The sequence below is a fragment of the Halarchaeum rubridurum genome (genome assembly GCF_014647115.1).
GTDB classification, from domain to species: domain Archaea; phylum Halobacteriota; class Halobacteria; order Halobacteriales; family Halobacteriaceae; genus Halarchaeum; species Halarchaeum rubridurum.
Genome location: NZ_BMOO01000003.1, coordinates 177001 through 203182, shown reverse-complemented (window position 1 = coordinate 203182; position 26182 = coordinate 177001). Strand labels below are relative to the sequence as shown.

At 69.5% G+C, this 26182-nt stretch carries 28 protein-coding genes; 20 read left to right on the top strand and 8 right to left on the bottom strand.

The window, feature by feature from the left end; genetic code table 11:
• Positions 1–121: 121 nt before the first annotated feature.
• Entirely contained in the window at positions 122–1156 is a 1035-nt protein-coding gene (gene dph2, locus IEX84_RS07270) for a diphthamide biosynthesis enzyme Dph2 (RefSeq protein WP_188871368.1), read from the bottom strand.
• A gap of 173 nt (positions 1157–1329) precedes the next feature.
• On the opposite strand from dph2, the gene IEX84_RS07265 reads away from it, so the two are divergent.
• From IEX84_RS07265 to IEX84_RS07230, 8 genes are all read left to right on the top strand, one after another.
• Positions 1330–2466, top strand: coding sequence for an ABC transporter substrate-binding protein (locus IEX84_RS07265; protein ID WP_188871366.1), 1137 nt, complete (start codon positions 1330–1332; stop codon positions 2464–2466).
• Positions 2466–3575 (top strand): ABC transporter ATP-binding protein, encoded by a 1110-nt coding sequence (locus IEX84_RS07260; protein ID WP_188871364.1) that lies wholly within the window; start codon positions 2466–2468, stop codon positions 3573–3575. The genes IEX84_RS07265 and IEX84_RS07260 overlap by 1 nt, the downstream gene beginning before the upstream one ends.
• Positions 3575–4471, top strand: a complete 897-nt coding sequence (locus tag IEX84_RS07255; RefSeq protein WP_188871362.1) for an ABC transporter permease — start codon at positions 3575–3577, stop codon at positions 4469–4471. Before IEX84_RS07260 ends, IEX84_RS07255 begins: the two co-directional genes overlap by 1 nt.
• Entirely contained in the window at positions 4464–5279 is an 816-nt protein-coding gene (locus tag IEX84_RS07250) for an ABC transporter permease (RefSeq protein WP_188871360.1), read from the top strand. The genes IEX84_RS07255 and IEX84_RS07250 overlap by 8 nt, the downstream gene beginning before the upstream one ends.
• Before the next feature lie 73 nt (positions 5280–5352).
• On the top strand, positions 5353–5541 hold the full coding sequence (locus IEX84_RS07245; protein ID WP_188871358.1) for a DUF7576 family protein: 189 nt from the start codon (positions 5353–5355) through the stop codon (positions 5539–5541).
• 51 nt (positions 5542–5592) lie between these two features.
• On the top strand, positions 5593–6420 hold the full coding sequence (locus tag IEX84_RS07240) for an MBL fold metallo-hydrolase (protein ID WP_188871356.1): 828 nt from the start codon (positions 5593–5595) through the stop codon (positions 6418–6420).
• A 69-nt stretch (positions 6421–6489) separates the two neighbouring features.
• The gene (locus IEX84_RS07235; protein ID WP_188871354.1) at positions 6490–7404 is read left to right on the top strand and encodes a hypothetical protein; all 915 of its coding nucleotides are present in this window, start codon (positions 6490–6492) and stop codon (positions 7402–7404) included.
• A gap of 45 nt (positions 7405–7449) precedes the next feature.
• Positions 7450–8199 carry a CehA/McbA family metallohydrolase gene (locus tag IEX84_RS07230; protein ID WP_188871352.1) on the top strand — a complete coding sequence of 250 codons (750 nt, stop codon included), beginning with the start codon at positions 7450–7452 and terminating at the stop codon, positions 8197–8199.
• A gap of 4 nt (positions 8200–8203) precedes the next feature.
• Here the strand turns inward: IEX84_RS07230 and IEX84_RS07225 are convergent, their stop codons facing one another.
• Complete coding sequence (locus IEX84_RS07225) at positions 8204–8488, bottom strand: hypothetical protein (RefSeq protein ID WP_188871350.1); 285 nt, start codon at positions 8486–8488, stop codon at positions 8204–8206.
• 81 nt (positions 8489–8569) lie between these two features.
• Between IEX84_RS07225 and IEX84_RS07220 the strand changes: the two genes are divergently transcribed.
• The gene (locus tag IEX84_RS07220; protein WP_188871348.1) at positions 8570–9112 is read left to right on the top strand and encodes a SprT-like domain-containing protein; all 543 of its coding nucleotides are present in this window, start codon (positions 8570–8572) and stop codon (positions 9110–9112) included.
• Positions 9113–9330: 218 nt separating this feature from the next.
• Positions 9331–10644 carry an MFS transporter gene (locus IEX84_RS07215; protein WP_188871961.1) on the top strand — a complete coding sequence of 438 codons (1314 nt, stop codon included), beginning with the start codon at positions 9331–9333 and terminating at the stop codon, positions 10642–10644.
• Between the two features lie 3 nt (positions 10645–10647).
• Here the strand turns inward: IEX84_RS07215 and IEX84_RS07210 are convergent, their stop codons facing one another.
• Together IEX84_RS07210 and IEX84_RS07205 are read right to left on the bottom strand one after the other, a co-directional pair.
• Complete coding sequence (locus IEX84_RS07210) at positions 10648–10944, bottom strand: DUF7521 family protein (RefSeq protein ID WP_188871346.1); 297 nt, start codon at positions 10942–10944, stop codon at positions 10648–10650.
• A 4-nt stretch (positions 10945–10948) separates the two neighbouring features.
• A complete protein-coding gene (locus IEX84_RS07205) occupies positions 10949–11302 on the bottom strand; it encodes an ArsR/SmtB family transcription factor (protein WP_188871344.1) in 354 nt (117 codons plus the stop codon).
• A gap of 92 nt (positions 11303–11394) precedes the next feature.
• On the opposite strand from IEX84_RS07205, the gene IEX84_RS07200 reads away from it, so the two are divergent.
• The 10 genes from IEX84_RS07200 (at position 11395) to IEX84_RS07155 (ending at position 19085) form a co-directional block, all read left to right on the top strand.
• Positions 11395–11913 (top strand): PadR family transcriptional regulator, encoded by a 519-nt coding sequence (locus tag IEX84_RS07200; protein WP_188871342.1) that lies wholly within the window; start codon positions 11395–11397, stop codon positions 11911–11913.
• Positions 11914–11965: 52 nt separating this feature from the next.
• Complete coding sequence (locus IEX84_RS07195) at positions 11966–12265, top strand: ArsR/SmtB family transcription factor (RefSeq protein WP_188871340.1); 300 nt, start codon at positions 11966–11968, stop codon at positions 12263–12265.
• A complete protein-coding gene (locus tag IEX84_RS07190) occupies positions 12255–12671 on the top strand; it encodes a hypothetical protein (protein WP_229732334.1) in 417 nt (138 codons plus the stop codon). Before IEX84_RS07195 ends, IEX84_RS07190 begins: the two co-directional genes overlap by 11 nt.
• Positions 12672–12848: 177 nt before the next feature.
• Positions 12849–14081, top strand: a complete 1233-nt coding sequence (locus IEX84_RS07185) for a COG1361 family protein (RefSeq protein WP_188871338.1) — start codon at positions 12849–12851, stop codon at positions 14079–14081.
• Positions 14078–14743 carry an ABC transporter ATP-binding protein gene (locus IEX84_RS07180; RefSeq protein WP_188871336.1) on the top strand — a complete coding sequence of 222 codons (666 nt, stop codon included), beginning with the start codon at positions 14078–14080 and terminating at the stop codon, positions 14741–14743. The genes IEX84_RS07185 and IEX84_RS07180 overlap by 4 nt, the downstream gene beginning before the upstream one ends.
• Positions 14740–15897 (top strand): ABC transporter permease, encoded by a 1158-nt coding sequence (locus tag IEX84_RS07175; RefSeq protein ID WP_188871334.1) that lies wholly within the window; start codon positions 14740–14742, stop codon positions 15895–15897. Before IEX84_RS07180 ends, IEX84_RS07175 begins: the two co-directional genes overlap by 4 nt.
• Positions 15894–16304, top strand: coding sequence for a hypothetical protein (locus IEX84_RS07170; protein ID WP_229732333.1), 411 nt, complete (start codon positions 15894–15896; stop codon positions 16302–16304). Before IEX84_RS07175 ends, IEX84_RS07170 begins: the two co-directional genes overlap by 4 nt.
• A gap of 82 nt (positions 16305–16386) precedes the next feature.
• Positions 16387–16650, top strand: a complete 264-nt coding sequence (locus IEX84_RS07165) for a DUF7123 family protein (RefSeq protein ID WP_188871332.1) — start codon at positions 16387–16389, stop codon at positions 16648–16650.
• Positions 16651–16744: 94 nt separating this feature from the next.
• A complete protein-coding gene (locus IEX84_RS07160) occupies positions 16745–18022 on the top strand; it encodes a DUF7405 family protein (protein ID WP_188871330.1) in 1278 nt (425 codons plus the stop codon).
• Positions 18015–19085 (top strand): iron transporter, encoded by a 1071-nt coding sequence (locus IEX84_RS07155; RefSeq protein ID WP_188871328.1) that lies wholly within the window; start codon positions 18015–18017, stop codon positions 19083–19085. The genes IEX84_RS07160 and IEX84_RS07155 overlap by 8 nt, the downstream gene beginning before the upstream one ends.
• A 167-nt stretch (positions 19086–19252) precedes the next feature.
• On the opposite strand, the gene IEX84_RS07150 is transcribed toward IEX84_RS07155, so the two are convergent.
• The 4 genes from IEX84_RS07150 to IEX84_RS07135 form a co-directional block, all read right to left on the bottom strand.
• Entirely contained in the window at positions 19253–21634 is a 2382-nt protein-coding gene (locus IEX84_RS07150; protein ID WP_229732332.1) for an amino acid permease, read from the bottom strand.
• 64 nt (positions 21635–21698) lie between these two features.
• Entirely contained in the window at positions 21699–23270 is a 1572-nt protein-coding gene (locus IEX84_RS07145) for a TrkH family potassium uptake protein (protein ID WP_188871326.1), read from the bottom strand.
• Complete coding sequence (gene trkA / locus IEX84_RS07140) at positions 23267–24604, bottom strand: Trk system potassium transporter TrkA (protein ID WP_188871324.1); 1338 nt, start codon at positions 24602–24604, stop codon at positions 23267–23269. The genes IEX84_RS07145 and trkA overlap by 4 nt, the downstream gene beginning before the upstream one ends.
• Positions 24605–24679: 75 nt before the next feature.
• Positions 24680–26182 carry a TrkH family potassium uptake protein gene (locus tag IEX84_RS07135; protein ID WP_188871322.1) on the bottom strand — a complete coding sequence of 501 codons (1503 nt, stop codon included), beginning with the start codon at positions 26180–26182 and terminating at the stop codon, positions 24680–24682.

Genomic DNA, 26182 nt, shown 5'->3' with positions numbered 1-26182 from the left:
GCTGCGGGTCGTTTCACCTGCTGGTCGCTCCCGCTCGCCTCTACGTGGTTCCTACGGATGACGCTACTCGCGCATCACTTCGTTCCGCGCTCGCCGTACCGTCGTTCCGTAGGAACGACGCTTACCACGTCCCGTGGAAGGTGTCGAACTCCATCTCGTCGAGGGGTTTGTTGCCGACGGCGCACTCGTACTCGCCGGGGGTGAGCATCGGCTTGTGGAAGCGCGGGCCGTCGTCGGTCGTGATGCGCGGACAGCCCGTGTTGACGAAGGCGTCCATGTCGAAGTTCCGCAGGCGGTCCGGCGTCACCTCGTCCATCGTGATGAGGTAGGCGTTGTCGTTGTTCTCGACGATCTCGTTCGCCTGCTCCCAGCGGCCCTGTCCGATCTTCGTGCAGAAGATGACGCCCCACTTCTCGGCGTCCATCGCCTTGTGGACGGAGGCGTAGCGCTGCTTCATGAACTGCTCGTGGTCGGCGACCGTCACGACGTTGTTGACGGGGTCGGCGATGACGACGTTCTTCTCGGGGTGCTCCATGGCGAGCCCGACGGGGTGGAACTTCCCGCCGCCGACGTAGAGCACCTGGTCGGCGTCGATGTCCGCGGAGGCGTAGTTACAGCCGAGGACCTGGCCCTCGTGGGTCAGCCGCTCGTCGCCCCGGCGCGTGTGGACGGTGAAGCCGCGCTCTTCGAGCCACTCGCGCATCTGCTCGAACTTGTTCATGTGCTGGGCGGTGGTGACGAGGCCGACGTCGCCCGTTTCGAGCTCTTCGAGGGCGTCCTCCATGATCGGCGTCACCTCGACGTTCGAGAAGAGCGGGACGTAGATTATCTTCTCCGAGTCCTTCATCGGGGAGTGCCCGAAGTGGACGAAGACGTCCGTCCGGCGCATCATGTACGTGTCGAGGTCGCAGGCGCCGTAGCAGGGTTTCCCGGATATCATCACGCGGACGCCGTCGGGGAGGAGTTCGCGCAGGTCGTCCGCGACGTGGGGCGCGCGGCGCTTGAGGCCCTCGGGGAACTGCATGCCGACCTTCTCGGCGTCGCGTTCCTCGACGGCTTCGACGATCCGTTCGAGTTCGTAATCCCACGTCCGGTCGTGTCGCAGCGACATCCCCGTGTTCCGGAGGTCGCCCGCCGACCGCTCGTCCTGACTCATTGAGCACGCATACTGCATCTGGCCGTATAACCTCGGCGTTTCTCGGGGTGCGCGCCGCGTGCCACGCGTCCACGCACCGGCCGCGAGCGCCGCCGACGCCGTCGTGTGCCTACGAGTTGCACACGCACGGTGGAGCCACCACCCTTTTCAGTGACATGGTGTATGTACCCGTCGTGTCCGAACGTCAGCACTCGCAGAGCCGGGCGGATCGCGCCGACGAGACGGGTCACTCCGTGGTGAACCGCCGGACCTTCCTCGGGGCGGCCGGTGCGGCGGCGACGACCGCGATGGCCGGCTGCAGCGGGATGGGGGGGAGCGGCGGCGACAGCACCCCGACCCTCCGCGTGACCGCGTGGAGCGGCAACTACGGCGAGCGCTTCACGCAGGCCATCAAGCCCATCTTCGAGTCCCGCTTCGACGCCGAGCTGGAGGTGAACACGGGGTGGAACAGTCTCCTGGCGAAGATTCAGTCCGCGCCGCCGGACGACCCGCCGTTCGACGTCACGGTGACGTGCGAACCCATCTACTACAACGGCCGGAACGCGGACCTCTTCGAGCCGCTGCGCTACGACGAGAACATCCCGAACATCGAGGGCGTCTACGACTACTACAAGGGCGTTCGGCCGATCACGCACGGCGCCCCCGTCGACGGCGCGCCGCTCACCATCCTCTACCGGGACGACCTCGAACAGCCCGTGGAGACGTGGAGCGACTTCACGAGCGACACCGTCACGAGCTCCGCGGGCGTCGGCGTCGACTCCGGCTTCTGGATCTACCCGCTGCTCGGCGCCGCGGTCGGGACGGACGCCGCCCCGAGCGCCGGCGAACTCTACGACGATCAGTACCACGACACCCTGATGAACACCCTCGAAACGTGGCCGATTACGGGCTGGGCCTCCTCCGGGACCGACGTCTGGCAGCAGTTCCAGAACGGCATCATCGACGCCGCCCAGTGGTACTTCGGCCAGGTCTACTACGACATGGAGAACCACGAGGGCATCTCCTTCTCGATGCCGAAGGCGAACGCCGGCTACATGGACAACTGGGCGGTCGTCCGCGGCACCGACAAGCGCACGCTCGGTGAGGAGTTCATCAACATGCTCCTCGACCCCGAAGTGCAGTCGAAGTGGTCCGAGGACCACCCGCTGTTCTTCACGACGGAGGAGATGTCGTACGCGGGTGACCTCGGCGACTACCTCCCGACGACCGCCGAGGAGGCCCAGCAGATGGCGCTCCCGCGCTGGGACGACCTCGCGCCCTACTCCGAGACGTTCTCGAACAAGTTCAAGCAGATGAAGACCCAGGGCTGATGGCCTCGGTCACCCTCAGCGACCTCCGCAAGGAGTACGGCGACCTCACGGCCGTGGACGGCCTCTCGCTCGACGTCGACGACGGCGAGCTCCTCTGTTTGCTCGGCCCGTCGGGCTGCGGGAAGTCCACGACGCTGCGGATGCTCGGCGGCCTCGAAACGCCGACGGACGGTGACGTCCACATCGGCGGCGACGCCGTCACCGACCAGCCGCCCTACGAGCGCAACACGTCGATGGTGTTCCAGTCGTGGGCGCTCTTCCCGCACAAGAGCGTCCTCGAGAACGTCGCGTTCGGCCTGAAGATGGACGGCGTCGGCGAGGACGAACGCCACGAGCGCGCCCGCGAGATGCTCGACGTCGTCGAGATGAGCGGGTTCGCGGACCACGACCCGACGGACCTCTCCGGCGGGCAGAAACAGCGCGTCGCGCTCGCGCGCTCGCTCGCCATCGAACCCGACGTCCTCCTGCTCGACGAGCCCCTCTCGAACCTCGACAAGCGCCTGCGCGAGCAGATGCAACTCGAACTGCGGAACATCCACGACGAGGTGGAGACGACGTTCGTCCACGTCACGCACGACCAGAACGAGGCGTTCACGCTCGCGGACCGCATCGGCATCATGAACGACGGCCAGATCGAGCAGGTCGGCGCGCCCCGCGAGGTGTACGACGACCCCGTGAGCCTCTTCATCGAGGAGTTCCTCGGCGACACGAACCTCGTCGACGCGACCGTCACCGAGACGACCGAGACGGGCGTCGTCGCCGACACCGCGCTCGGCACCGAGGCCGCGATTCCGACCGGCGACGCGGCCGTCGCGGCGGGCGACGAACTCACCGTCTCCTTCCGCCCGGAGGAGCTCGACGTCGAGCGCGCCGACGGCGGTGCGAGCGACGGGGGCGCGTCCATCACCGGCGAGATAACGGACGTCCTCTACCGTGGCTCCTCGGTCCGCTTCTACGTCGAGAGCGCCGGCGAGCACGTCTTCTTCGAGCAGAGCGTCGGCGCGGACACCGACTTCGCGGTCGGCGACACGGTCGCGGTGTCGTGGGACCCCGACGACCTCCTCGCCTTCGCCGCCGACGGCGACCGGGTCGGCGGGGGTGGTTCGTAGTGGCCGAGCTGAGCTTCGCGTGGCTCGGCGAGCGCATCAAGCGCCAGGACGCCGGGAGCGTCTTCCTCATCGCGCCGCTGGCCGCGTTCGAGCTCGTCTTCTTCGTCGTCCCCTTCCTCATCCTCGTGCGGATGAGCCTGAACGCGAACGCCGACCCCGGGTTCTACCAGCCGGCGTGGACGCTGGAGGCGTACCGCGCCGTCCTCGCCTCGGGGCTCTATCGTGACCTCGTCGTCTTCTCGTTCGAGCTCGGCGTCGTCGCCACCGTCATCGCCGTCTCGCTCGCGCTCTTCTACGCGTACGCCGCCTACCGGGCGACCGGACTCCGCAAGTCGCTCCTCCTCTTCTCGATCATCCTCCCGCTGCTCACGACGCTCGTCGTGAAGACGTACGCGTGGCGCCCGCTCCTCTCCCCCAACGGCGTCCTGAACGACCTGCTCGTGGGCGTCGGGCTGCTCGGGAGCCCGGTCCAGTTCGCGCCCGGGATGGTCGGGACGGTTATCGGGCAGGTGTACATCGTCTTCCCGTACGCCGTCCTCTCCATCTACAGCGTGCTCTCCACGATGGACTGGGACACCGTCGAGGCCGCGCGCGACCTCGGCGCGTCGCGTCCCCGGTCGTTCCTCGAAGTCGTCGTCCCGGAGGCGCTCCCCGGAATCGCGGTCGCGACCGTCGTCTCGTTCGCGTGGAGCGTCGGCGCGTACGCCGCGCCCAGCCAGCTCGGCTCGGGCGCGCAGACGACGTTCGCCATGGAGATAGAGAGCCTGATGCTCACGCAGTTCGACTACCCGACGGGCGCGGCGTTCAGCCTCCTGATGCTCGCCGCGATGCTCGTCGTCTCGCTCGGCGTGATGCGCCTCCTCACCGGCTCCATCGGGGGTGTCGAGGGTGTCTGAGGTCGAACTCACCCGCGAGCGCGTCGAGGACGCGCTCTTCCGTGCGGGCTACTGGCTCCTGTTCGCGGTCATCATGCTCCCCATCGTCGTCGTCTTCGTCACGTCCTTCCAGCGCGGGGAGTACCTCACCTTCCCGCCACAGGAGTTCAGCCTCCGGTGGTACGCGCAGTTCTTCGCCAGCGCGGAGTGGCTGAGCGCCGTCCGGGACAGCATCGTCATCGGCGTCGGCGCGTCCGTGCTCTCCACGGCCCTCGGCGTGACGGGGTCGCTCGCCGTCCAGCGCTCGGACTCGACGCTGGCGCGCGTCCTGCCGCCCGTCATCCTCCTCCCGCTCCTCCTCCCGCCGGTCGTCATCGGGCTGACGCTCCTCATCTACTTCAACCGCGTCGGCTTCGGGAACACCTACCTCACCATCGTCGTCGCGCACACGCTGTGGGCGACGCCGCTCGTCTTCTTCGTGATGCAGTCCGTCTTCGCCCGCTTCGACTGGGACCTCCGCGATGCCGGCATGGACCTCGGGGCGCGCCCGAGTCGCGTCTTCTACCACGTCGTCCTGCCGAACGTCCGCAGCGGCGTCGTCATCTCCGCCGTCGTCGCCTTCATCGTCAGCCTCCAGGAGTTCATCATGGCGCTGTTCCTCAAGAGCTACGAGGTCCAGACCGTCCCCGTCCTCGCGTGGACGTCGCTCCAGTCGTCGCTCACGCCGCTCGTCAGCGTCGTCTCCGCGTTCCTCGTCGCCGTCTCCGTCCTCGGCGTCCTCGTCTCCGCGGCGCTGATGAACATCGAGTGGCTCGCCGAACAGCTCTGACGGCGGGCCCACTTGACTTGCTTGGCCATCCAGCCAGCGACGTTAATCACCCGACGAAAGAAGGGAGTAGCGAATGCCGACGTGGGACCACGACCCGAACGGGCGGGCCGCCGCCTTCGACGAGTGTGCGCACTGCGGGCGCGAACTCGAAGCCGACACCTGGCAACCCGTCCGTACCATCGAGGAGGAGTCCGGCGCGCTCTCCTTCATCGCCTTCTGCAACGACGACTGCCACGACGCGTACGACGTCGCCGCCGACTAGCCCGCGCCGGCGGTCGCAACCCTTAGGGCCGGGGCACGCACAGGTCGGACCATGGAGAGCGACTGGGGCGACTGGCTGCCACAGGCCGTCGCCGACGCGGACCCCGACGGCGTCGACGTCTGGTACCTCGGCTGTAACGGCTTCGTGCTGAAGGCGAGCGACGGGACGACGGTCCTCGTCGACCCCTACCTCGGCACGGGCGACCCGCCCCGCACCGTGCGGATGATACCCGTCCCCTTCGACCCGGCGGACGTCGTCGCCGCCGATGCCGTGCTGGCGACGCACGAGCACACCGACCACGTCCACGGGCCGAGTCAGGCCCCGATTCTCGAGACGACCGGCGCGACCTTCTACGGGCCGGACGACTCGCTCGCCGTCACCGAGACCGAAGAGTGGGCGGTCGAGTACGGCGTCGCCGACGACCAGTTCGCCGAGGTGGCGGAGGGCGACACCGTCGACATCGGCTCCTTCACCATCCACGTCGTCGAGACGCACGACCCGGACGCCACCCACCCCGTCGGCTACGTCTTCGAGCACGACGCCGGGACGTTCTTCCACGCTGGCGACAGCAAGCCCAGCGACTCCTTCACCGACCTCGCCGGTCGCTTCGACATCGACGCGGGCGCGTTCGCCTTCGGCACCGTCGGCAACGTTCCCGACAAGGAGACTGGCGAGCCGAAGCGCACCCGCTGGTACAACGACGAGAACCAGATCGTCGAGTGCGCGAGCGACCTCGAACTCGACCGGCTCGTCCCCACCCACTACGACATGTGGAAGGGCCTCACCGCGGACCCGACGGTCCTCCACCACCACGCGAAGAGCTTCGACCACCCCGCCGACATCGAACTCGTCGAGATCGGGGACCGCTTCTCGCTCTGAGGGCGAGAGGGCCCTGCGAGCCATCCTCACGAAACACAAAAGCCCCCGCGTCCCGTTCGTCCGACAACGATGGAGCCAGTCACCGTCGCCGTCCCGCGCAAGGGCCGCCCGCTCGAAGCCGTCCTCGACCGGCTCGCGGGCCATCCCGACGCTCAGCGGGTCGTCGACGACGTGACCGAGACGCTCCGCCGCGAGAAGGCCGTCACGAAGGGGAACGCGACCGCCGCCGCGGGCGTCTACGAGCGCCTCGCGGAGTACAGCGACCCCGCCGACCCCTACCGGCCCGACTACACCCTCCTGCGCGACGACCGCGAGGGCAAACCCCGCCGCATCGTCTTCGACACCCTCACCCTCGACGTCGCCGGCGTCCCCGTCCGACTCGTGGGCCGGGAGGAGCCCTTCCGCGCCCTCCGCAAGCACGAGTTCGCGCTCGGCTTCGACAGCGCCGACCTCGTCCTGGAGGAGGTCGTCGGCCTCCGGGGCGAACCGCTCGCCACCATCGCGGACGTCAACGAGCGCATCGACCCGCAGGACACCGACGTCCGCGTCGTCACCGGCATCGGTGATACGGTGTACCACACGCTGATGGGCGACGCCGACGCCTTCGACACCGACGCCTTCGACCGCGCGTTTCTCGACGCCTACGAGGGTCCGCTCTGCATCTCGCCGCGCTACGAGCGCCTCGTCGAGGCCGTCGTCGGCCTCGAAGCCCTCGACGGCGTCGAGTTCGTCTACCCCGAGGAGGGGGTCGAAGAGGAGGCCGCCATCGCCGAGACCGGCCTCGGCGTCTACCTCACCGTCACGGGCTCGACCGCCCGCGAGCACGGCCTCACGCTCGGCGAGCGTCTCTTCCCGAGCGAGACCGTCCTCATGGAGAACGCGAGCGAGGTCTCGGAGCTGGCGGCGGACGGCGAGGCGGAGGCGCTCGAACGCGTCCGCGAGGCCGTCGCCGAGGGGGTCGACACCGAACTCCCGGTCGCCTGACCCGCGGAACGAAACGCTATACGTCACGAACGCCTTCGAACGCGTATGTCCACCCTCCGACTGGACCTCCACGTCCACTCGGACGCCTCCTACGACGGCCGCGAGCCCGTCGAGTTACTCCTGGAGCACGCCGCCGACATCGGCCTCGACGGCATCGTCGTCACGGACCACGACGAGATAGACGCGTCGCTCCGCGCGGCGCGTCTCGCACCCGACTACGGCCTCGTCGGCGTCCCCGGCGTCGAGGTCTCGACGGAACACGGCCACCTGCTCGCCGTCGGCGTCGAGGAGTGTCCCGACCCCGGCATGGGGTACCGCGAGACCGCGGCCGCGGTGCGGGACGCCGGCGGCGTCGCCATCGCGCCCCACCCCTTCCAGCGCTCGCGCCACGGCGTCCGACGGCGCCACCTCACGCCGCGCGGCGGCGAGCATCCCGTCGACGCCATCGAGGTCTACAACTCGATGCTCTTCACGGGCTACCGGAACCGCCGCGCGCGGCGCTTCGCGCGCTCGCAGGGTCTCCCCGGCGTCGGGGCGAGCGACGCCCACTACCTGATGAACCTCGGGCGGGCGTACACGACCGTCGAGGTGCCCGGCCCGGACGCGCCCGCGAACGTCGACTATCGGGACGTCGTCGCCGCGATCCGCGACGGCGCGACCGGCGTCGCGGGCGGTCGGACGCCCGTGCGACGAAGCGCGAGCCAGTACGCGAAGGGCGCGGTCAGGAAGAGCGTCTTCGTGGCGACCTCGCGCGCGCCGTTCGTCTCCGCCTACCCCGTCTCGATGCGGGAGTGAGGCGTCAGCGCTGGACGCCGAGTTCGTTCGCGCGCTCCGCCGCGAGGTTCGCCACCTGCTCGACCGTGAGGTCGGACTGGTCGGCGAGCACGCGACAGAGCATCCCGAGCTGCGTCGCAGCCGTCCGCTGGAGGGCGTGGGGGTCCTCCGTCTCGTTGCCGAAGAAGAACTCGTTCTCCTCGCTCTCGTCGAGTATCCCGACGTATATCGAGCGCAGGTCCTCGCGCTCCAGCGCCTCGATGGCCTGCTCGCGGACCTCCTCGAACTCCGTCGTCGGACTGTCGCTCATACCTTCCCTTCCGGCCGGGCGGCGAAAAGGCCACGGACTCGCCCTCGAAGGTTCAAGTACCGGGGCGCGCCACCGTGGGGTATGTGTTTCACGGACGCCGCGGCCCTGCGCGGCTGGATGGCCCACGAGACCCGCCGGGCCGCCGCGGAGACGGCGCTCGCCGTCGACCCCGCGCTCGTCTCCCACGCGGTGTCGTCGCGCGCGAAGCGTCGCGCCGGGTCGTGTCGCTACACGCCGCTTCCGGGGGGACGAGTCGGCACCGAACCCGACTGGCGTGGCCGACTGCGACTCCACCGGGAGGCGACGGTGACGCTCGCCGCGCGCGCCGCCGCGTCCTTCGACGAGGCGACGCTCCGCGACGTCCTCCGCCACGAACTCCTCCACGTCGAGCAGGTGCAGGCGTACGGCGTCACGGACCACGGGCCGGCGTTCCGCGAGCGCGCCGCCGCCCTCGACGTCCCGCTCGACTGCCCGCCGTTCGCCGACCCCGCCTATCGCCTCCGCTGTACGGGGTGTGCGGACGTCGTCGGTCGGCGCTACCGGCGGTGTCCGACGGTCGAGGAACCGCGGGCGTACCGGACGGCCTGCTGCGACGCCCCGCTCGCCGTCGAGGACTGCCGGTAGTGTCGATGGTGTCTCGGCGACGGCGGCCCACGGTCGCGCCGCGCCACTGCGCGTGCATCGGTGACACGAGGGACTGAGACACACGATTCCCGGGAATCGACCTTCCGGGGCCGTACGGCTTTTACTCGCGCCTGACTGATGAGTTAGTATCCACGGATGTCTCTCCACGAACTCGTAGCCACACCTGCGGTACCGACCGGGGGCGGCGCGTGAACCCCATCGCGTACGTTCGGCGGCTCTTCGCGGTCGACCGCCGCGTCCTCGTGCTCGCGCTCGCGCGCGCCGCCGACGCGCTCGGCAACTCCTTTTTGATCGTCGTCCTCCCGCTCTACATCGCCGACGTCATCGGCGGGAGTGGGGCCGGCGTCACCGTCGACATCGTCGGGTTCGACGTCACGCTCGCGCAGAGCCTCGCCGTCGGTATCGTCCTCTCGATGTTCGGCTTCCTCAACAGCTTCGGCCAACCGTTCACCGGCCGGTGGTCCGACCGCGTCGGCAAACGCCGCGCCTTCGTACTCTTCGGGCTCGTCGTCCTCACCGTCACGAACGTCGCGTACGCCTTCGCCGGGAGTTACGTCAGCCTGTTCGTCATCCGCGCGCTCCAGGGCTTCGGCGTCGCGTTCACCGTCCCTGCGACCATCGCGCTCGTGAACGAACTCGCCACGGACGACACCCGCGGGAACAACATGGGCGTCTTCAACACCTTCCGCCTGCTCGGCTTCGGCCTCGGCCCCATCGTCGCCGGCGGCCTCGTCCACGGTGGCCCGTACGCCCTCGGCGTGGTGACGCTCAGCGGCTACAACGCCGCGTTCGCCATCGCCGCGGGCGGCGCGCTCGTCAGCCTCGTCCTCGTCACCCTCCTCGTCACGGACCCGGAGCGCATCGACGACGACGCGGGCGACGACCTCTCCATCGCCGTCCTCGACCACGAGCGCGACGACAAGCTCCTCGACCCCGTCTTCACGCTCGGACTCGCCTCGCTGTTCATGGCCATCGGTATCGCGCTCATCTCCGCCATCGAGGCGGACGTGAACGCGCGCCTCGACCAGACCGCCTTCCTCTTCGGCATCGAGTTCGCCGCGTTCGTCCTCGCCCAGGTCCTCCTGCAGGCCCCCATCGGCTCCGCGAGCGACAGCTACGGCCGCAAACCGTTCATCCTCTACGGGCTCGTGTTGCTCGCGCCCGCGACGGCCGTCCAGGGGTTCGTCACCGAGCCGTGGATGATGATCGTCGCGCGCTTCGTGCAGGGCGTCGCCGGCGCGGCCGTCTTCGCGCCTGCGCTCGCGCTCGCCGGTGACTACGCGCGCGCCGGCCAGTCGGGGACACAGCTCTCCGTGCTCACGATGGCGTTCGGCCTCGGGGTCGCCATCGGTCCGCTAGCCTCGGGCGCGCTCGCCACGGTCGCGTACGCCGCGCCGTTCGTCCTCGGCGGTCTGCTCGCGCTCCTCGGCGCCGGCCTCGTCTACACGCAGGTCTCCGATAAAGTGAAACCGGGCGAACGCGAGGGCGCGGACGCCACCGCGGCCGACTAGCGCTCAGCGGTAGAGCGAGACGTAGAGCGTGGCGAACCCGACGAGGAACGGGAGCGTCGCGCCGATGTGGAAGACGGGACCGACCGGGAGTTGGTCGGCGAGCGCCGTGAGCCCGACGCCGATGCTCACGAACGCGAAGCCGACGAAGGCGTACTCCAGGCGACGCGTCCCCGCACGCCGATACGCCCGGAAGCTGATGAGCGTCAACCCGAGCGTGAGCGCGAACGTCGCCAGCCGGACGGCGACGAGGACGTACGACGCGAGCGAGGTCACGACGTGAGGGTGTGTCAGCGCGCGCATAAACCTACTCCTCTCCGCCGCCGAGCTCCGTCCAGAGGTCGTTGAACCGATCCGCGAGCCCCTCCTCGCGTTGGACGTCCACGACGTACTCGTCGCCGTCGAGCCGAATCGAGAGCTCCGCGAACGTGCAGGCGTACTCCTTGTAGTGGTTCCCGTCGTCGGCGACGGTGGTCTGGGCGGTGACGAGGTCCGACTCCTCCAGCGTGTCGAGGCGGCGGTAGACCGTCGGGAGCGAGACGTCGAGGGCGTTCGACAGCTCTTTCGCCGAGCGTGGCTCCTCGTTGAGCGCGGCGAGGATCGCGCGCGAACGCGCGTCGCCGAGAGCGTCGAGGAGCTCGTCGACCCGCTCGGAGTGCACTGTTCGTCTGTCACCGCCGGGTTGGATTAAGCTTTCTCAAACGCTGAAACCGCACTCCCCCCCTTAATCCGATGAAGGTAGAACGCGAAAGTATGAAACGGACGACGGAGCGATACGGCGAGTCGAGCGGGACGGAGTCGGCGAGCGCGAGCGTCGAGACGCTGCTCCGCGAACTCGGGGGCGGGCGGAGCCCCGGTCCCTCGACGGACGTCTCGCCCGCCAGGCTCCTCGACGCCCTCCGGTCGACCGAGGGCGTCGAGGGGGAGTTCGCGTTCGACGAGGCTACGGTCAAACACAGCCTCGACGAACTGCTCCTCGCGCTCATCGCGCTCCGGAGCGACGGCACGCACGGCAAGCAGCTGATGGACGACCTCGAAGGGACGTTCGACGCCGAGTTGAGCCCGGGGACGGTCTACCCCCGCCTCCACGGCCTGGAGGAGTCGGGCGCAATCGACGTCCACGAGATGGTGCGCACGAAGGAGTACACGGTCGCCGACGAGCGGGCCGCGCGCGAACGCGTCCGCGAGGCGATGACCCAACACCTCGCCATCGGGCGGGTGCTCCAGCACGCGCTCGCCGACGGCGCGGTACTCGCCGCGGACGACGACTGACGCCGCCGTCGAGACGTAACTGTTTCCTCCCCTCGCCGTGCACGTTCGAGCGATGCGACAGCTGCTCTGGTGGCTTATCGGCGGTTCCCGCGGCGGAAAGAACCGCCTGCGCATCGTCCGAACGCTCCAGACGCGTCCGATGAACACCAATCAGCTGTCGAACGAGCTCGCGTTGAACTACAAGACCGTCCAACACCACCTCGAAGTGCTGGAGGAGAACGACGTCGTCACGACGCGCGGAGACAACTACGGCAAGATGTACTTCCTGACCGACCGCATGCGCGAGAACCTCGACATCCTCGAGGAGATCGCCGACCAAGCAGACATCGAGGGAGAGACCGATGACGCGTGACCTCACGCCGCTGACGAAGACCGCGGCCGTCGCGGCCGTCGCCGCGCTCTGCGGGCTCGTCGCCGGGGTCGCACTCCCCGTCGTCCCGATGCCCCCGCCAATCGACCACCACGCGTTCCTGGAGACGTTCGTCCGCGTCCAGTTCGCGGTCTCGACGTTCAACCTCGTGCTCCTCGCGGCGCTCGTCGTCGCTTACGTCGGAATCTATCGGGACCTCCCGAACAAGTACACACTCAGCCTCCTGTTGACGAGCGTCGCGCTCTTCCTCTACGCGCTCTCGTCGAACCCGCTGGCCCCGATGGCCTTCGGCTTCCCGCCGATAACCGGCCTCGGACCCTTCACGTTCCTCCCGAACTTCTTCGTCGGGGTCGCGGTCGTCGTGCTCTTCTACCAGAGCCAGACCTGAGAAGCGGGCCGAATTTGGGCCTCTTCTGTGAGCGACTCCGGCCCCATCTCGGTAAAGCGCTAAACCCCTCGCGTCACTCATCCCGGACGTGAGCACGCAGTCCGATATCGACCGACCGGAACCGCCGACTCGACCGACGCGACGGGCGCGCCGCGACGCGCGCCGGTGGTGGCGCGTATGAGGGGGCGTGTCGCCTCTCTCGCGCTCGCGGCGCTCGTCGTCGTCAGTGCACTCGGTGCGTTCGCGCCGGCGGCGTCCGCGGCAGTCGGCAGTAGTGGTGGCGGCGGCGACACCGTGGCGGCCGCGTCGATGGGCGCGTACGTCACCGTCGGAAACGTCACCGTCGAACCGGACGACCCGGTCGTCGGCGAGCGGACGACGATCACGGCGACGTTCGAGAGCGCCGCGGCGAGCACGGAGAGCGCGGAGATCACCGAAGTGAGCGTGCGGGGTCCCTCGACGTTCGTCACCGCGGACGACGTCGGAACGCTCGGGCCCGGGACGGCCGTCACCGTGCCGTTCTCGACGGCGTTCGAGTCGTCCGGCGAGAAACGCCTCACCGTCACGCTCCGCGGAATCGCGTCGAACGGGAGCGTCTTCGTCGTCGAGAAGCCGATCTACGTGGACGTCGACGGGGCGACGGTGGACGCGGACCTCGACGCGAGCGCGACCATCGCGAACGGCTCGTCCGTCCTCGAAGCCACGCTCGCCGAGCACGGCACGGTCGACCTCGAGGACGTGCGCATCGACGCGGTCGTCGACGGCGCGACCGTCGCGCGGGCGTCCGTCGCGGACGTGGCGGGGCAGAACGAGCGGTCGGTGACGTTCGACGGGGCGGACGTCCCGCCGGGCAACGTGACGCTCCGCGCGCACTACACGGTCGCCACGACCGAGGAGCGCACCACGACGGAGACGACGCTGCGCTACACGCCCCAGGACGCCGGGAACATGGCGGTTACGGGCCTCGACGTCACCGGCGGAGCCGGGAGTTACACCATCAGCGGCGACGCCTCGAACCTCGGGAGCGCGGACGCGGAGTCCGTCGTCGTCAGCGTCGTCGACACCGAAGCGGTCGCGGAGACGAACTCCTACTACGTCGGCGAGGTCGAGACGAGCGAGTTCGCCACCTTCGAAGTGTCCGCAGACGTCGACGGCGACGTCGACAGCGTCCCGGTCCGCCTCGCCTACGCCGCGGACGGCGAGCGCCACACGACGGTCGTGAACGTGGACGTGAGCGGGACGAACGCCGTGAGCGCGGGGTCGAGCTCGAACGGCGGCGGACAGAACGCCGATGGGCAGGGCGGCCCGCCGGGCGGGTCGAGCGGCGGCCCGCCGTTCCTCCTCATCGGCGGCGGCGTCCTCGCCCTCCTCGTCGTCGCCGGTGCGATCTACCGCTGGCGCAACCCATGAGCGTCATCGAGCTCGACGACGTCGTGAAGCGCTACGAGAGCGGCGCGCAGACCGTCACGGCGCTGAAGGGCGTCGACTTCCACGCCGACCGGGGCGAGATGGTGACGATAATCGGCCCCTCGGGCTCCGGGAAGAGCACGATGCTCAACATGATCGGCTTGCTCGACACGCCGACGTCCGGGTCGGTCCGCCTCGACGACCACGACGTCACGGACTTCACGGAGGACGAGCTGACGGAGGAGCGCCGGACGAACCTCGGGTTCGTCTTCCAGGACTTTCACCTCCTCCCGATGCTGAGCGCGGTCGAGAACGTCGAGCTCCCGTCCGTCTGGGACACCTCGGTGGACAGACGCGACCGGGCGATCGACCTCCTGAAGCGCGTCGGTCTCGGCGACCGCCTCGATCACACCCCGGACGAGCTCTCGGGGGGCCAACAACAGCGCGTCGCCATCGCGCGCTCGCTCATCAACGAACCCGACATCCTCCTCGCGGACGAGCCGACCGGGAACCTCGACCAGGACACGGGACGGACGATTCTGGAGGAGGTCACGCGGCTCAAAGAGGAGGAGAACATCGCCGTCGTGGCCGTGACGCACGACGAGCAGATGCTCGACTACACGGACCGCACCGTCCGCATCGTCGACGGGGTGATCCAGTCGTGAGCGTCGCGGACGCGCTCTGGCGGTTCCCGAGCGCGATGATGGCGTGGCGGAACCTCGGACGCAACCGGATGCGCACCGCGCTCGCCGCGCTCGGCATCGTCATCGGCGTCGTCGCCATCTCCTCGCTCGGGATGGCCGGCGTCGCCCTCCAACAGCAGGCGACGTCGAACCTCGGGAGCCTCACGAACCAGGTGTCGGTCTCCGCCGGGCAGGACAGCGACTACGACGGCGTGACCGAAGAGCAGGTCGAGGAGATACGGAGCATCATCACCGACGCGGAGGTGATACCGCAGAAGACGAACTCGACGACGGTCTCCTCGCGCGGTCAGGAGGCGTACGTGAGCGTGACGGGCGTGACGGACGCAGCCGCGCTCTACGACGTCAGCAGGGGCACTGCCCCGGAGCGCCTCCAGACGGGCGCGCTCATCTCGAACAGCACCGCCCAACAGCTCGGGCTCGAACTCGGCGACCCCGTGGAGTACGACGGGCACCTCTATCGTATCCGCGGGTTCATCGACTCCGGGAGCGGCTTCGGGCCGGGCGGCGGTCGCGGCGAGCTCGTCGTCCCCATCTCCGGGCTCGCCGACCAGGACCACTACGATAGCGTGACCATCATCGCCGACTCCGGCGACGCCGCGACCGAAACCGCGGACACGCTGGAGGAGCACTTCAACACCGACGGCCGCGACGAGGAGGAGGTCCTGCGCGTCTCCAGCTACGCCAGCGTCCAGGAGAACATCGGGTCGTTCCTCAACACCCTCCAGCTCGCGCTGCTCGGCATCGGCGGCATCTCGCTCGTCGTCGCGAGCGTCGCCATCCTGAACGTGATGCTGATGAGCACCGTCGAACGCCGCGGCGAGATCGGCGTCCTGCGCGCCGTCGGTATCAGACGCGGCGAGGTCCTGCGGATGATTCTCACCGAGGCGACGTTCCTCGGGACGCTCGGCGGCCTCGTCGGCGCGACCTGCTCGCTCGCCGTCGGCGCGGTGATGTTCCAGGTGGTCGCCGGCGACCCGGCCGGCGTCCTCCAGTGGGCGAGCGCGCGCTACCTCCTCTACGGCTTCGCGTTCGCCGTCTTCGCCAGCGTGCTGAGCGGGCTCTACCCGGCGTGGAAGGCCGCGAACGACTCGCCCGTGGAGGCCCTCCGAGGGTGAGCGTGCACGGGGACGCCCTGCGTCGCACCGCGGCGCTCCTCGCCGTCGCGCTCGCGCTCGCCGCCGGCGTCGTCCTCGCGCTCCCGCGACTCGGCGTGCCGTTCTACCCGCCGGGGGTATTCGGCGTCCTCGTGCGCCTGAAGGTGTTCTTCGCCACGCTCGCCGTCGTCCTCCTCGCGGCGCTGTTCGTCGCGTACGTCCGACTCTACCGGGCGGTCCCGACGGGGTTCAGCCGCGGCCTCGTGCTGTTCACGGCCGCGCTACTCCTCTACGCCGCGACGACGAACCCGCTCGTCCCGCTCCTCCTCGGTTTCGGGCCCGTCCACCCCATCGGCCCGTTCACCTTCCTGCCGGAGGTCTTCGCCTGCGTCGCCGCCCTCGTCCTCTACTACCAGAGCAACACGTAGTCGAGTCGGGCCGAATTTGGGTCCCAATCGGGACCGATCTCGGCAATCGTACTTATCCGACGGCCCCGAACCACCGACCGTGATGTCGTCCATCGACGTACGGCGGAACCAGGCGGTCGCGCGCCTCGAACGCCACCTCGGCGAGCGCCTCGACGCCGGCCCGTTCTACTGCAAGAGCAAGGACCTCGCCGCCGACCTCCCGCTCTCAGCGAGCCAGATCGGGCAGTTCCTCGGGCGATTCGACGGCGAGCGGACCGGCGTCGTCGCCGAGCGCTGGGGGTACTCGAACGGCACGCGGTGGTACGTGCACGCGGCCGACGAAAACGACGACGACGACGGCGCGTAGGGCGACGGCGACGCGTGCGCTGTCGGGGCCCGCCCGAGTCACCACCGACTGCCGACCAGTAGCGCATATGCGTCCGCGTCCCCAACCGGCGTGCATGAGTGACGGACCGGACCGCGGAATCGAGCGGCGCGCGTTCGTGAAGTCGGCACTGGCAATCGGCGGGGCGAGCGCGCTCGCGGCGTGTCTGGACCGGGGCGGGGGCGACGCCGACGTCCCGACGGGGTCGCCGGACGCGCGCCCGGAGCGCCAGCACGCGTGGAACGACGCGCTCGCGCGCGACGACCACGGGAACGTCGTCGAACCCACGCACCGCCTCCTCCTCCTCCTCGACTACGAGGGCGAGGGCACGCCGCGCGCGGCCGAGCGCGAGCAGGTCGAGCGCGCGCTCGCGACGCTCGAGGAGGCGTACGCGTGGAGCCACGAGGGCCTCCTCTCCACGATGGCGTACGCCCCCGCGTACTTCGAGCGCTTCGACGCCGACCTCCCCGAGAGCGTCGACCTCCCCGCACCCGAGGCGCTGGCGTCCTTCGAGGACCCGACGCTCGACACCCCCGACGCCCTCCTCTACCTCGCCAGCGACCACGCCCACGTCCTCCTCGCCGCCGAGCAGGCCCTCACCGGCGAGCAGGACACGCTCAACGGCCTCAGTGTCGCCCACACCTTCGACGGCGTCCTCTCCGTCGCGGAGCGCCGCACCGGCTTCAAGGGCGACGGGACGCCCGCGGAGAACCAGGACGCGAACGGCGTCCCCACCTCCCAGCCGGTCCCCGAGGACGCCCCGCTCTACATGGGGTTCAAATCCGGCTACGAGAAGACCCAACCCCCGGAAGCGCGCGTCACCATCCAGACCGGCCCGTTCGCGGGCGGCACCACCCAGCACGCCTCCCACATGCGCCTGAACCTCGAACAGTGGTACGAGCAGGACGACCGGGAGGCCCGCGTCGGGAAGATGTTCTGCCCCTACCACGCCGAGAACGACGTCGTCGAGGGGACCGGCGACAACCTCGGGACCGACGCCGGCATGGACAAAGCCAAGCCCGCCGCGGCGGCCGCCGCGACGGACGGCGTCGTCGGCCACAATCAGAAGATGGTGGACGTCCGCGAGGATGGCCGCCCGATAATCCTCCGGCGCGACTTCGACTCGACCGACGGCGGCCACGCCGGCCTCCACTTCGTCAGCTTCCAGCGCGCCATCGACGACTTCGTCGCCACCCGCGAGGCCATGAACGCCACCGCGCTGGCCGCCGACTCCCCCGTCGGACAACGCACCAACAACGGCATCCTCCAGTACATGGACGTCACGAGCCGCGGTAACTACCTCGTGCCGCCGCGCTCCAAACGCGCCCTCCCCACCCCGCGTGGCGATGCGTGAGGGACGCGCGGAGGAACGGACGTCCCGCCGGGGCTTCCTCGCCGCCGCGGGCGCGGGCGCGCTCGCCGGCTTCGCCGGCTGTTCGTCGCTGAACCTCACGGACGAGGGGGCGGGGGACACGGAGCGGTCCACGCCCGCGGTCGAGCGGCCGGCCGCCGTCTACTATCCGACGCACGCCACCGGGATGCAGACGAGCGGCGTCGAGCGCTCGAACGGCTACGCCTGCGCGCTCACCTACACGATCCCCGAGACGTTCTGGCTCGTCACCGGCGACGAGACCGCCGAGGCGACGCCGACGGCCGGCGACGAACTCCACGTGATGCCGGTCGTCTGGGACGTCGAGACCGGCCAGCGGCTCACCGACCTCGGCCCGATGCTCCGGTTCGCCGACGACGGGCGGGTCGTCGCGTCGAACGCCCCGTGGCCGATGCTCGCCCAGCGGATGGGCTTTCACTACGGCGGGAACGTCGCCCTCCCCGGCGGCGGGGTGTACGACGTCACGGTCCGCGTCGGCGCGCCCGCCGCCCGCCATGCGGGCGCGCTCGCCGCGCCCGCGTCCGCGACCTTCGAGTTCTCCCTCGCCTACTCCGCCGCCGAACTCGACGCCATCGCCTACCGCACCATCGAGGGCGCCGGCGAACGCGGCGCGCTCGACCCCATGGAGATGCGGATGCTCCCGTCGAGCGCGCTCCCCGCGCCCGACGCCCTCCCCGGCCGACACCTCGGGACCGGCCGAATCGGCGACGCGGCCGTCGCCGCGACCGTCCTCGACGACGCGACGCGCTTCGGCGGCACCGAATCCGACGTCTACCTCGCCGTCTCCCCCCGCACGCCGTACAACCGCTATCCCCTGCCGATGGCCGGCTTCAGCGCCCGCGTCGACGGAGCCGACTACGACCTCGTCGAGACCCTCGACGACGACCTCGGCCACCACTACGGCATCGCACTCGACGCCGACGTCGCGCGCGCCACCGTCAGCCTCGACGTCCCGCCACAGGTCTCGCGCCACGAGGGCTACGAGACCGCGTTCCTCGACACCGGGCACGCGACGCTCGGCGAGTGAGCGAATACCGCGCTTCGAAAAACGACGACACGACGCGGGACCGGGGGTCCCGCTAGGTCCTCTGTTTTACGTTCGGCTGAACCGAGGCAGCCTACGGCTGCTGGGTTCAGTCGTCCTCACGTCCGACTGAACCAACGCATCCTAACGGGTGCTGGGTTCTCGCTCCCTTACGTCCGCGAGAACCACCGCTGAAGCCGGCTCCCGATACCGAGGTTGCGCTTGGTCATCACGACGGGCGTCGAGATGCGGCGACCGACTTCCTCCGGAATCGCGCCGAAGGTGAGCTGTTGGAGCAGGCTCTCGCGGGTCGCACCGATGACGGTCAGGTCGTGGTCGCCCGCGTGTTCGACGATGGTGTCCGCGACGTCCGCGCCTTCGAGGAGCGTGCGCTCCGCGTCGACGTCGTCGAGGACGGCCATCGTGTCGTCGATGCGTCCCTCGGCGTCAGCACGGGCGTCCTCACCCGCGCCGGGGTCGATGACGTGCGCGACCTCGACGGTCGCGGCCTCGGTGCGCGCGACGGCGCGCGCGACCTCCGCGGCGAGCTCGGCGTGCGGGCCGCCCGCGGTCGGGAGGAAGATCGAGTCGACGTCGCCGTCGGCGCTCTCGCCAACCTTCTCGACGAGGACGTCGCAGTCCGCGTCGGTGACGACCGTGTCGAGGTTGCTGCCGAGCACGAAGTCGCGCCGGCGCGAGCGCCCGCGCCACCCCATGAGGACGGCGTCGCTCTCCTCCTGTGTGATCGTGTTGAGGATGGCCTGCGCGACGTCGTGGCCGATGCGGACGGTGCCGTTCACGGGCACGTCGGCGTCCTCGGCGACCGTCATCGCCTCTTCGAGCACGGCGCGCTTCTCGTCGACGAACTGCCGACCCTGATCGAGCGGCGTCTGCTGGGGGACGGTGACGACGCTCATCACGAGAATCTCGGCGTCGCGGTCCTTGGCGACGTCGACGGCGGTGCGCATGAACTGCTCTGCGTGCTCGGGGTTGGCGATGGGGACGAGAATCTGGTTCTCGCGGCCCGTCGGCGTCCGCTCGTGGACGACCGTCGGGGCTTCCTCCTCCATGCGCTCGCGTTCGCGGGCCTCGCTGTAGCCGTAGTAGACGGCGATACCGATGGCGAACCAGATGACCATCGTGACGAGCGCGACGAACCCCTCGGATTGCGGGCCGACGCCCGGCGAGAGGCCGAGCGACGTGAGGAGGAACGGCGCGAGGAGGAGCTGGAAGACGATACCGAGAATCGGGACCGCGGGCATGAACGGCACCTCGAAGGGCCGTTCGAGGTCCGGGCGGTTCTTCCGCATGGCGATGACCGCGACGTTCACCATCGAGAACAGCAGGAGGAACATGACGGAGGAGGACGCGGCGACGGACTCGATGGGGAGCGTGAGCGCCATCAGCGCGATGATGCCCGCGGAGACGATGATGGCGAGGTAGGGCGCGCGCGTCTCCGAGTGGATTTCGGACATCTTGTCCGGGAAGAGCTTGTCCCGGCTCATCGAGAACGCGATGCGCGAGGAGGCGTAGAGCGTCGCGTTCAGCGCGCTCATCGTCGCGGTCAGCCCCGCGATGAGCAGGAGCGGCAGGCCGTAGGGGACGAACTGACCCGCGGCCTGGATGATGCCGAGTTCGCCGAGTTCACCGAGGAGGTTCCACGTCGCCCAGTCCGCGGGCGCACCGGAGACCCCGGCGAAGTTCAGGAGGTCCTGCGTGATCGTGATGCCGCCGATGGCGGCGAACGCCACGAGGATGTATATCGGGATGACGACGACGATGGAGTAGAAGATCGCCTTCGGGATGTTGACCCCGGGGTCGATGACCTCCTCGCCGGACTGGACGATGATGTCGTACCCCTCGAAGGCGACGTACGTGAAGCCCATCGCGGCGAGGACGCCCGTGATGCCGTTGGCGAAGAAGCCCTGGCCGGCGAAGAACTTCGTCGGCCACGTCGGGTCCTCGAAGGTCGCCATCGCGCCGAAGACGACGAAGACCCCGAGGATGATGACCTTGATAGTCGTGACGACGATCCCGATCTTCCCGGTCTCCTCGGCACCCCGGTAGTTGATGTACGCGAAGAACGCGACGACGACCGCCGCGAGGAGTTTGTCGAGGATCGGTTTCGTCACCACGCCGAAGAGGACGAAGTCGTGGTGGAGGATGCCCAGCACGACGAGGAACTCGGTGAAGAACGAACCGAACGTGACGGCGTAGAGCGCACACGCGACGGCCTGCGCGAACCAGTTCGTCCAGCCGGTGAAGAAGCCCCACGGTCTCGGGAGGGCTTCGGTCACCCAGTTGTACGCCCCGCCGCTGCGGGGGAAGGAGGACCCGAGCTCCGCGTACGACATCGCCGTGAGCGAGGCGATGACGCCGTTCAACAGGAACGCGAGCAGGAGCGCCGGGCCGGCGAGGCCGGCGGCGAATCCCGTGAGGGCGAACACGCCCGCGCCGATCATCGCGCCGATACCGATGAACGTGATGCCGAACAGTCCCATGTCGCGGGAGAGTTCGGCCTCGACGTTCCCACCGCTGGCGTCGTCACTCATCACTCGTTGCGTCGGGTGTCCGCATCAAAAGGCTACTGACACGTTCGTCCCGCGCGAATCGCCCTCACGACGACCAGTACGAGCGCGTCAGCAGGACGAGCACCGGGAACACCTCCAGACGCCCGACCCACATCAGCCCGACCATCAGGACCTTCGTCGAGTCGGGGAAGGGGAGATAGCTGTTCATCGGGCCGAACGCGCCGAAGCCCGGCCCGACGTTCCCGAGCGTCGAGGCGGTCGCGCTCACGGCCTCGAAGACCGACATCCCGCCGTCGACGGCCGCGCCGTTGGCGACGACGAGGACGCTGGCGACGGCGAAGAGGACGAGGTAGCAGAGCGTGAAGGCCTGGATGCCCCGGACGGCGGACTCGTCGATGACCTGTCCGGCGAGTCTGACGGGCCGGACGGCGTCCGGGTGGACGGTCGTGAAGAACTCGCGGCGCACGGACTTGAGGACGACGAGCCAGCGGACGATCTTGATTCCCCCGCCGGTGCTCCCCGCGGAGCCACCGACGAACAGCAGCGCGAGGAGGACGTACTTCGCGGGCGTCCCCCAGGCGTTGAAGTCGACGGTCGCGTACCCCGTGGTCGTGACGAACGACGCGACCTGGAAGGCGGCGTGGCGCAGCGACGGTTCGAGCGCGCCCGCGATGCCCGCGAGGCCGGGGTCGGTGTAGAGGAAGCCGGCGACGAGCGCGGTGGCGACGGCGAGGAGACCGACGTAGCCGCGGAACTCGGCGTCCTCGCGGACGTGGTTCGGGTCGCCGGTCACGAGGTGCCAGAAGAGCGCGAAGTTGACGCCCGCGGCGATCATGAACGGGACGATGACCCACTGGACGACGGCGCTGAACGCCTCGATGGAGCGCGCTTCCGGGGAGAACCCGCCGGTCGGCATCGTCGTGAGGCCGTGCGCGACGGCGTTGTAGAACGTCATCTTCGGGGCGAGCGGCGTCCCGAGCGCCGGCCCGAGGAGGTGGAGGCCGTAGAGGAGCGCGATTTCGAGGGCGGTCAGGCCGACGTAGAGCCCCCAGAGCGCGCGCGCCGTCTCGGCTATCTTCGGCGTGAACTTCTCCAGGCCGGGCCCGGGCGCTTCGGCCTCCATGAGCTGTGCGCCCCCGACGGAGAGCTTCGGGAGGATGGCGACGGCGAGGACGACGATTCCCATGCCGCCGAGCCACTGCGTCTCCTGACGCCACATCATCATCGCGCGCGTGTGGGCGTCGAAGGAGATGCTCCCGAGGACGGTCGCGCCCGTGGTCGTGAAGCCGCTCATCGACTCGAAGAGCGCGTTCGCGGGGTCGCCGAGCGTCGATTCGGGGTGGGTCGCGGCGACGACGCCGGGAATCCCGTGGGCCTCGATCAGATAGGGAATCGCGCCGACGAGCGCGACCGCGAGCCACGTCGCGGACACCATCAAGAAGCCCTCGCGGGCCCCGATGTCGGGGTCGTCGTCGAGGCGACCGAGGCCGAATCCCAGGAGGAGCGTGACCGCGATGGTGACGAGGAACGCGACGAGGCCGCCGTCGCCGTAGTAGAGCGCGACGGCGATGGGGAAACAGAGCGGGACGGCGAGGTAAGTGAGGACGCTCCCGACGAGCGCGAGGCTGGCGCGCCAATCGACGCGGACCCCGCTCATAGCTTCTCGGCGATGGCCGCCTGCGCACCCGTCGGCACGAAGACGACGACGTGGTCGCCGACCTCGACGACCGTGTCGCCGCGGGGCGTGATGACGGTGTCGTCGCGCGTGATCGCGCCGATGACGACCTCGCTCGGGAGGTCCGCGACCGCCTCGCGGATCGGGCGGCCGGCGAGCACGCTCTCGTCGTCGACCTCGACCTCGAGGACCTCCGCCTCGCCGGGTTCGACGATGGCGACGTTCTCCGCGCGCCGCTCGCGCGTGAAGCGCGTGATCTCCTCCGCGGTGACCTCGCGGGGGTTCACCGCGACGTCGATACCGACCGTCTCGAAGAGCGAGACGTACTCGGGGGTCTCGATGGACGCGATAGCGCGGCCCGCGCCGAGGCGCTTCGAGAGCAGGGAGACGAGCAGACACTTCTCGTCGCTGTCGAGGCAGGCGATGACGACGTCCGCGTCGCCGACGTTCTCGGCCGCGAGGAAGTCCGCGTCCGTCGCGTCGTGGGCCATCACGGTCGTCTTCGGGAGTTGCTCCGCGAGGTCGCGCGCACGCGTTTCGTCGTGCTCGATGAGCCGCGGGCGGAAGCCGCGCTCTTCGAGGCGCTCGGCGACGAGGAGGCCCTGCTGGCCGCCGCCGACGACGACGATGTCGTCGACGCTCGCGGCGGCGCTCGACGGCGCGACCGCCGCGGCGAACGACTCCACGCTGTCCGGCGTCCCGATGACGAGCACCTTCGACCCGCCCGTCAGTACCGTCTCGCCGGTCGGGATGGTGGCCTCGCCGTCCTCGACGACCGCGGCGAAGGTGAGCGACTCGAAGCGGTCGGCGGCCTGGACGGTCTGCCCGGCGATCTCGCTCTCGGGGTCCACCTCGAACTCCGCCATCTGGACGCGCCCCGAGGAGAAGGGGTCGACGTCGGTCGCGGTCGGGAACTCGATGAGCCGCACGATGGACTGGGCGGTCAGGAGGTCCGTACAGACCATGAAGTCGACGTCGAAGGCGCGCTGGGTCCGCCGCCACGTCCGCAGGTAGGCGGTCTTCTGGACGCGCGCGATGGTGAACGGGTCGGCGAGCGTCGCCGCCGTCCCGCAGACGGCGAGGTTCGTCTCGTCGTCGTCCGTCGAGGCGATGACGATGTCCGCGTCGGCCACGCCGGCCTCTTCGAGGACGTCCGATTCGGTGCCGTCGCCCTGCACGGGGAGCACGTCGAGGTCGTACTGCAGTTGCTCGACGTAGTCGGCGTCCACGTCGACGACGACGACTTCGTGTGAGTCACTGAGGTCCGCGGCGATGCTGGAACCGACTTCGCCGGCCCCGACGATCAGCACGCGCATCGCCGACCCCTCCGTGTGTGCATACCGGCTTCCAAAACGTGCCGGGGAGAAGTGGGTTTCGACCGACGGGTAGGGTCACGAACGCCAGAACGACGGCGTCAGGAGCACGAGTACGGGGAGTATCTCGATGCGCCCGACCCACATCAGGAGCGTCATGACGAACGTCGTCGTCGTGGGGAACCCCGCGTAGTTCGCCATCGGTCCCGCGACGCCGAACGCGGGGCCGATGTTGAAGAACGTCGAGGCGGCCGCGCTCATCGCCTCGAACTCCGTGAGCACGACGCCGACGCGCGCGGCGTCGAGGACGACGAAGATCGTGGCGACGCCGAAGAAGAGGAGGCTGATCAGGGTGTAGGCGTAGATGTCACGCACCGTCTCCTCGTCGATGGGCTCGCCGCTCAGCCGCACGGGGCGAATCGCGCTCGGCGTCGTGGCGACGAAGAGGTCGCGGCGGAACGACTTGATGACGACGAGCCACCGGAGGGCCTTGATCGAGCACGTCGTGCTCCCCGCCATCCCGCCGATGAACATGCAGACGAAGAGGAGGTGTTTCGCGCTCGCCGACCAGGTGTTGAAGTCGGTGCTCGCGTACCCCGTCGTCGTCGTGATGGAGACGACCTGGAAGACGGCGTGGCGCGCGGTCCGCTCGAACGGGACGCCCGGTCCGGCGTCGAGGGCGCGGATGGCGCAGACGGCGAGCGCGAAGAAGGCGAGGACGCCGACGTAGAAGCGGAACTCGTCGCTCCGCCGGAGTCGTCCGACGTTCCCGCGCGAGACGGCGTAGATGAGGACGAAGCTCGTCGCGCCGACGATCATGAAGGGGACGAGGGTCCACTGGACGGCGGGCGAGAACGCCGCGATGCTGGTCCCGCGCGGCGAGAACCCGCTCGTCGAAATCGTCGTGAACGCGTGCGCGAGCGCGTCGTAGGGCGTCATCTCCGGGGCGAGCCCGACGACGTGGAGGCCGGAGAGGAGGACGACGAGGAGCGCGGTGAGCGCGACGTATATCTTCCAGAGGAGCGCCGCCGTGTTCGACATCCGCGGGGTGAGTTTGTCGACGTCCTGGGCCTGCGACTCGGTCTCCATCAGCTGTGCGCCACCGACGGAGAGCTGCGAGAGGACGGCGGTGGCGAGGACGAGGATGCCGAGGCCGCCGAGCCACTGGAGCGTCGCGCGCCAGAGGTGTATCGCCCGCGCGTGCGCCCCGAAGTCGGTGACGACCGTCGCGCCCGTCGTCGTCACGCCGCTCATTGCCTCGAAGAGCGCGTAGACGGGGTGCGCGAGCGTGCCGACGCCGGCGACGACGAACGGGACCGCGCCGACGAGTGCGATGCTCAACCACGTCAACGAGACCATCAAGAACGCCTCGCGCGCGCGGAGGTCGCGCGTCTCGGCGAGGCGCTCCAACCCGAAACCGACGACGGCGGTGAGCGCCATCGGGACGAGGAACGGCGTCAGCGCCGTCCCGTCGTAGAGTGCGAGCACGAGCGGGAGGCACAACGGCACCCACAGCCACTTGACGACCGTCCCGACGAGACTGCAACTCACCCGCCAGTCGACGCGCAATCCGCCGCTCAT

What these genes read in the sequence shown, in the direction of transcription:
- dph2 (WP_188871368.1), bottom strand. Translation starts at nt 1,156, where the DNA reads ATGAGTCAGGACGAGCGGTCGGCGGGCGACCTCCGGAACACGGGGATG.
- IEX84_RS07260 (WP_188871364.1), top strand. Translation starts at nt 2,466, where the DNA reads ATGGCCTCGGTCACCCTCAGCGACCTCCGCAAGGAGTACGGCGACCTC.
- IEX84_RS07245 (WP_188871358.1), top strand. Translation starts at nt 5,353, where the DNA reads ATGCCGACGTGGGACCACGACCCGAACGGGCGGGCCGCCGCCTTCGAC.
- IEX84_RS07240 (WP_188871356.1), top strand. Translation starts at nt 5,593, where the DNA reads ATGGAGAGCGACTGGGGCGACTGGCTGCCACAGGCCGTCGCCGACGCG.
- IEX84_RS07235 (WP_188871354.1), top strand. Translation starts at nt 6,490, where the DNA reads ATGGAGCCAGTCACCGTCGCCGTCCCGCGCAAGGGCCGCCCGCTCGAA.
- IEX84_RS07230 (WP_188871352.1), top strand. Translation starts at nt 7,450, where the DNA reads ATGTCCACCCTCCGACTGGACCTCCACGTCCACTCGGACGCCTCCTAC.
- IEX84_RS07225 (WP_188871350.1), bottom strand. Translation starts at nt 8,488, where the DNA reads ATGAGCGACAGTCCGACGACGGAGTTCGAGGAGGTCCGCGAGCAGGCC.
- IEX84_RS07220 (WP_188871348.1), top strand. Translation starts at nt 8,570, where the DNA reads ATGTGTTTCACGGACGCCGCGGCCCTGCGCGGCTGGATGGCCCACGAG.
- IEX84_RS07210 (WP_188871346.1), bottom strand. Translation starts at nt 10,944, where the DNA reads ATGCGCGCGCTGACACACCCTCACGTCGTGACCTCGCTCGCGTCGTAC.
- IEX84_RS07200 (WP_188871342.1), top strand. Translation starts at nt 11,395, where the DNA reads ATGAAACGGACGACGGAGCGATACGGCGAGTCGAGCGGGACGGAGTCG.
- IEX84_RS07195 (WP_188871340.1), top strand. Translation starts at nt 11,966, where the DNA reads ATGCGACAGCTGCTCTGGTGGCTTATCGGCGGTTCCCGCGGCGGAAAG.
- IEX84_RS07190 (WP_229732334.1), top strand. Translation starts at nt 12,255, where the DNA reads ATGACGCGTGACCTCACGCCGCTGACGAAGACCGCGGCCGTCGCGGCC.
- IEX84_RS07185 (WP_188871338.1), top strand. Translation starts at nt 12,849, where the DNA reads ATGAGGGGGCGTGTCGCCTCTCTCGCGCTCGCGGCGCTCGTCGTCGTC.
- IEX84_RS07180 (WP_188871336.1), top strand. Translation starts at nt 14,078, where the DNA reads ATGAGCGTCATCGAGCTCGACGACGTCGTGAAGCGCTACGAGAGCGGC.
- IEX84_RS07165 (WP_188871332.1), top strand. Translation starts at nt 16,387, where the DNA reads ATGTCGTCCATCGACGTACGGCGGAACCAGGCGGTCGCGCGCCTCGAA.
- IEX84_RS07160 (WP_188871330.1), top strand. Translation starts at nt 16,745, where the DNA reads ATGAGTGACGGACCGGACCGCGGAATCGAGCGGCGCGCGTTCGTGAAG.
- IEX84_RS07155 (WP_188871328.1), top strand. Translation starts at nt 18,015, where the DNA reads ATGCGTGAGGGACGCGCGGAGGAACGGACGTCCCGCCGGGGCTTCCTC.
- IEX84_RS07150 (WP_229732332.1), bottom strand. Translation starts at nt 21,634, where the DNA reads ATGAGTGACGACGCCAGCGGTGGGAACGTCGAGGCCGAACTCTCCCGC.
- IEX84_RS07145 (WP_188871326.1), bottom strand. Translation starts at nt 23,270, where the DNA reads ATGAGCGGGGTCCGCGTCGATTGGCGCGCCAGCCTCGCGCTCGTCGGG.
- trkA (WP_188871324.1), bottom strand. Translation starts at nt 24,604, where the DNA reads ATGCGCGTGCTGATCGTCGGGGCCGGCGAAGTCGGTTCCAGCATCGCC.
- IEX84_RS07135 (WP_188871322.1), bottom strand. Translation starts at nt 26,182, where the DNA reads ATGAGCGGCGGATTGCGCGTCGACTGGCGGGTGAGTTGCAGTCTCGTC.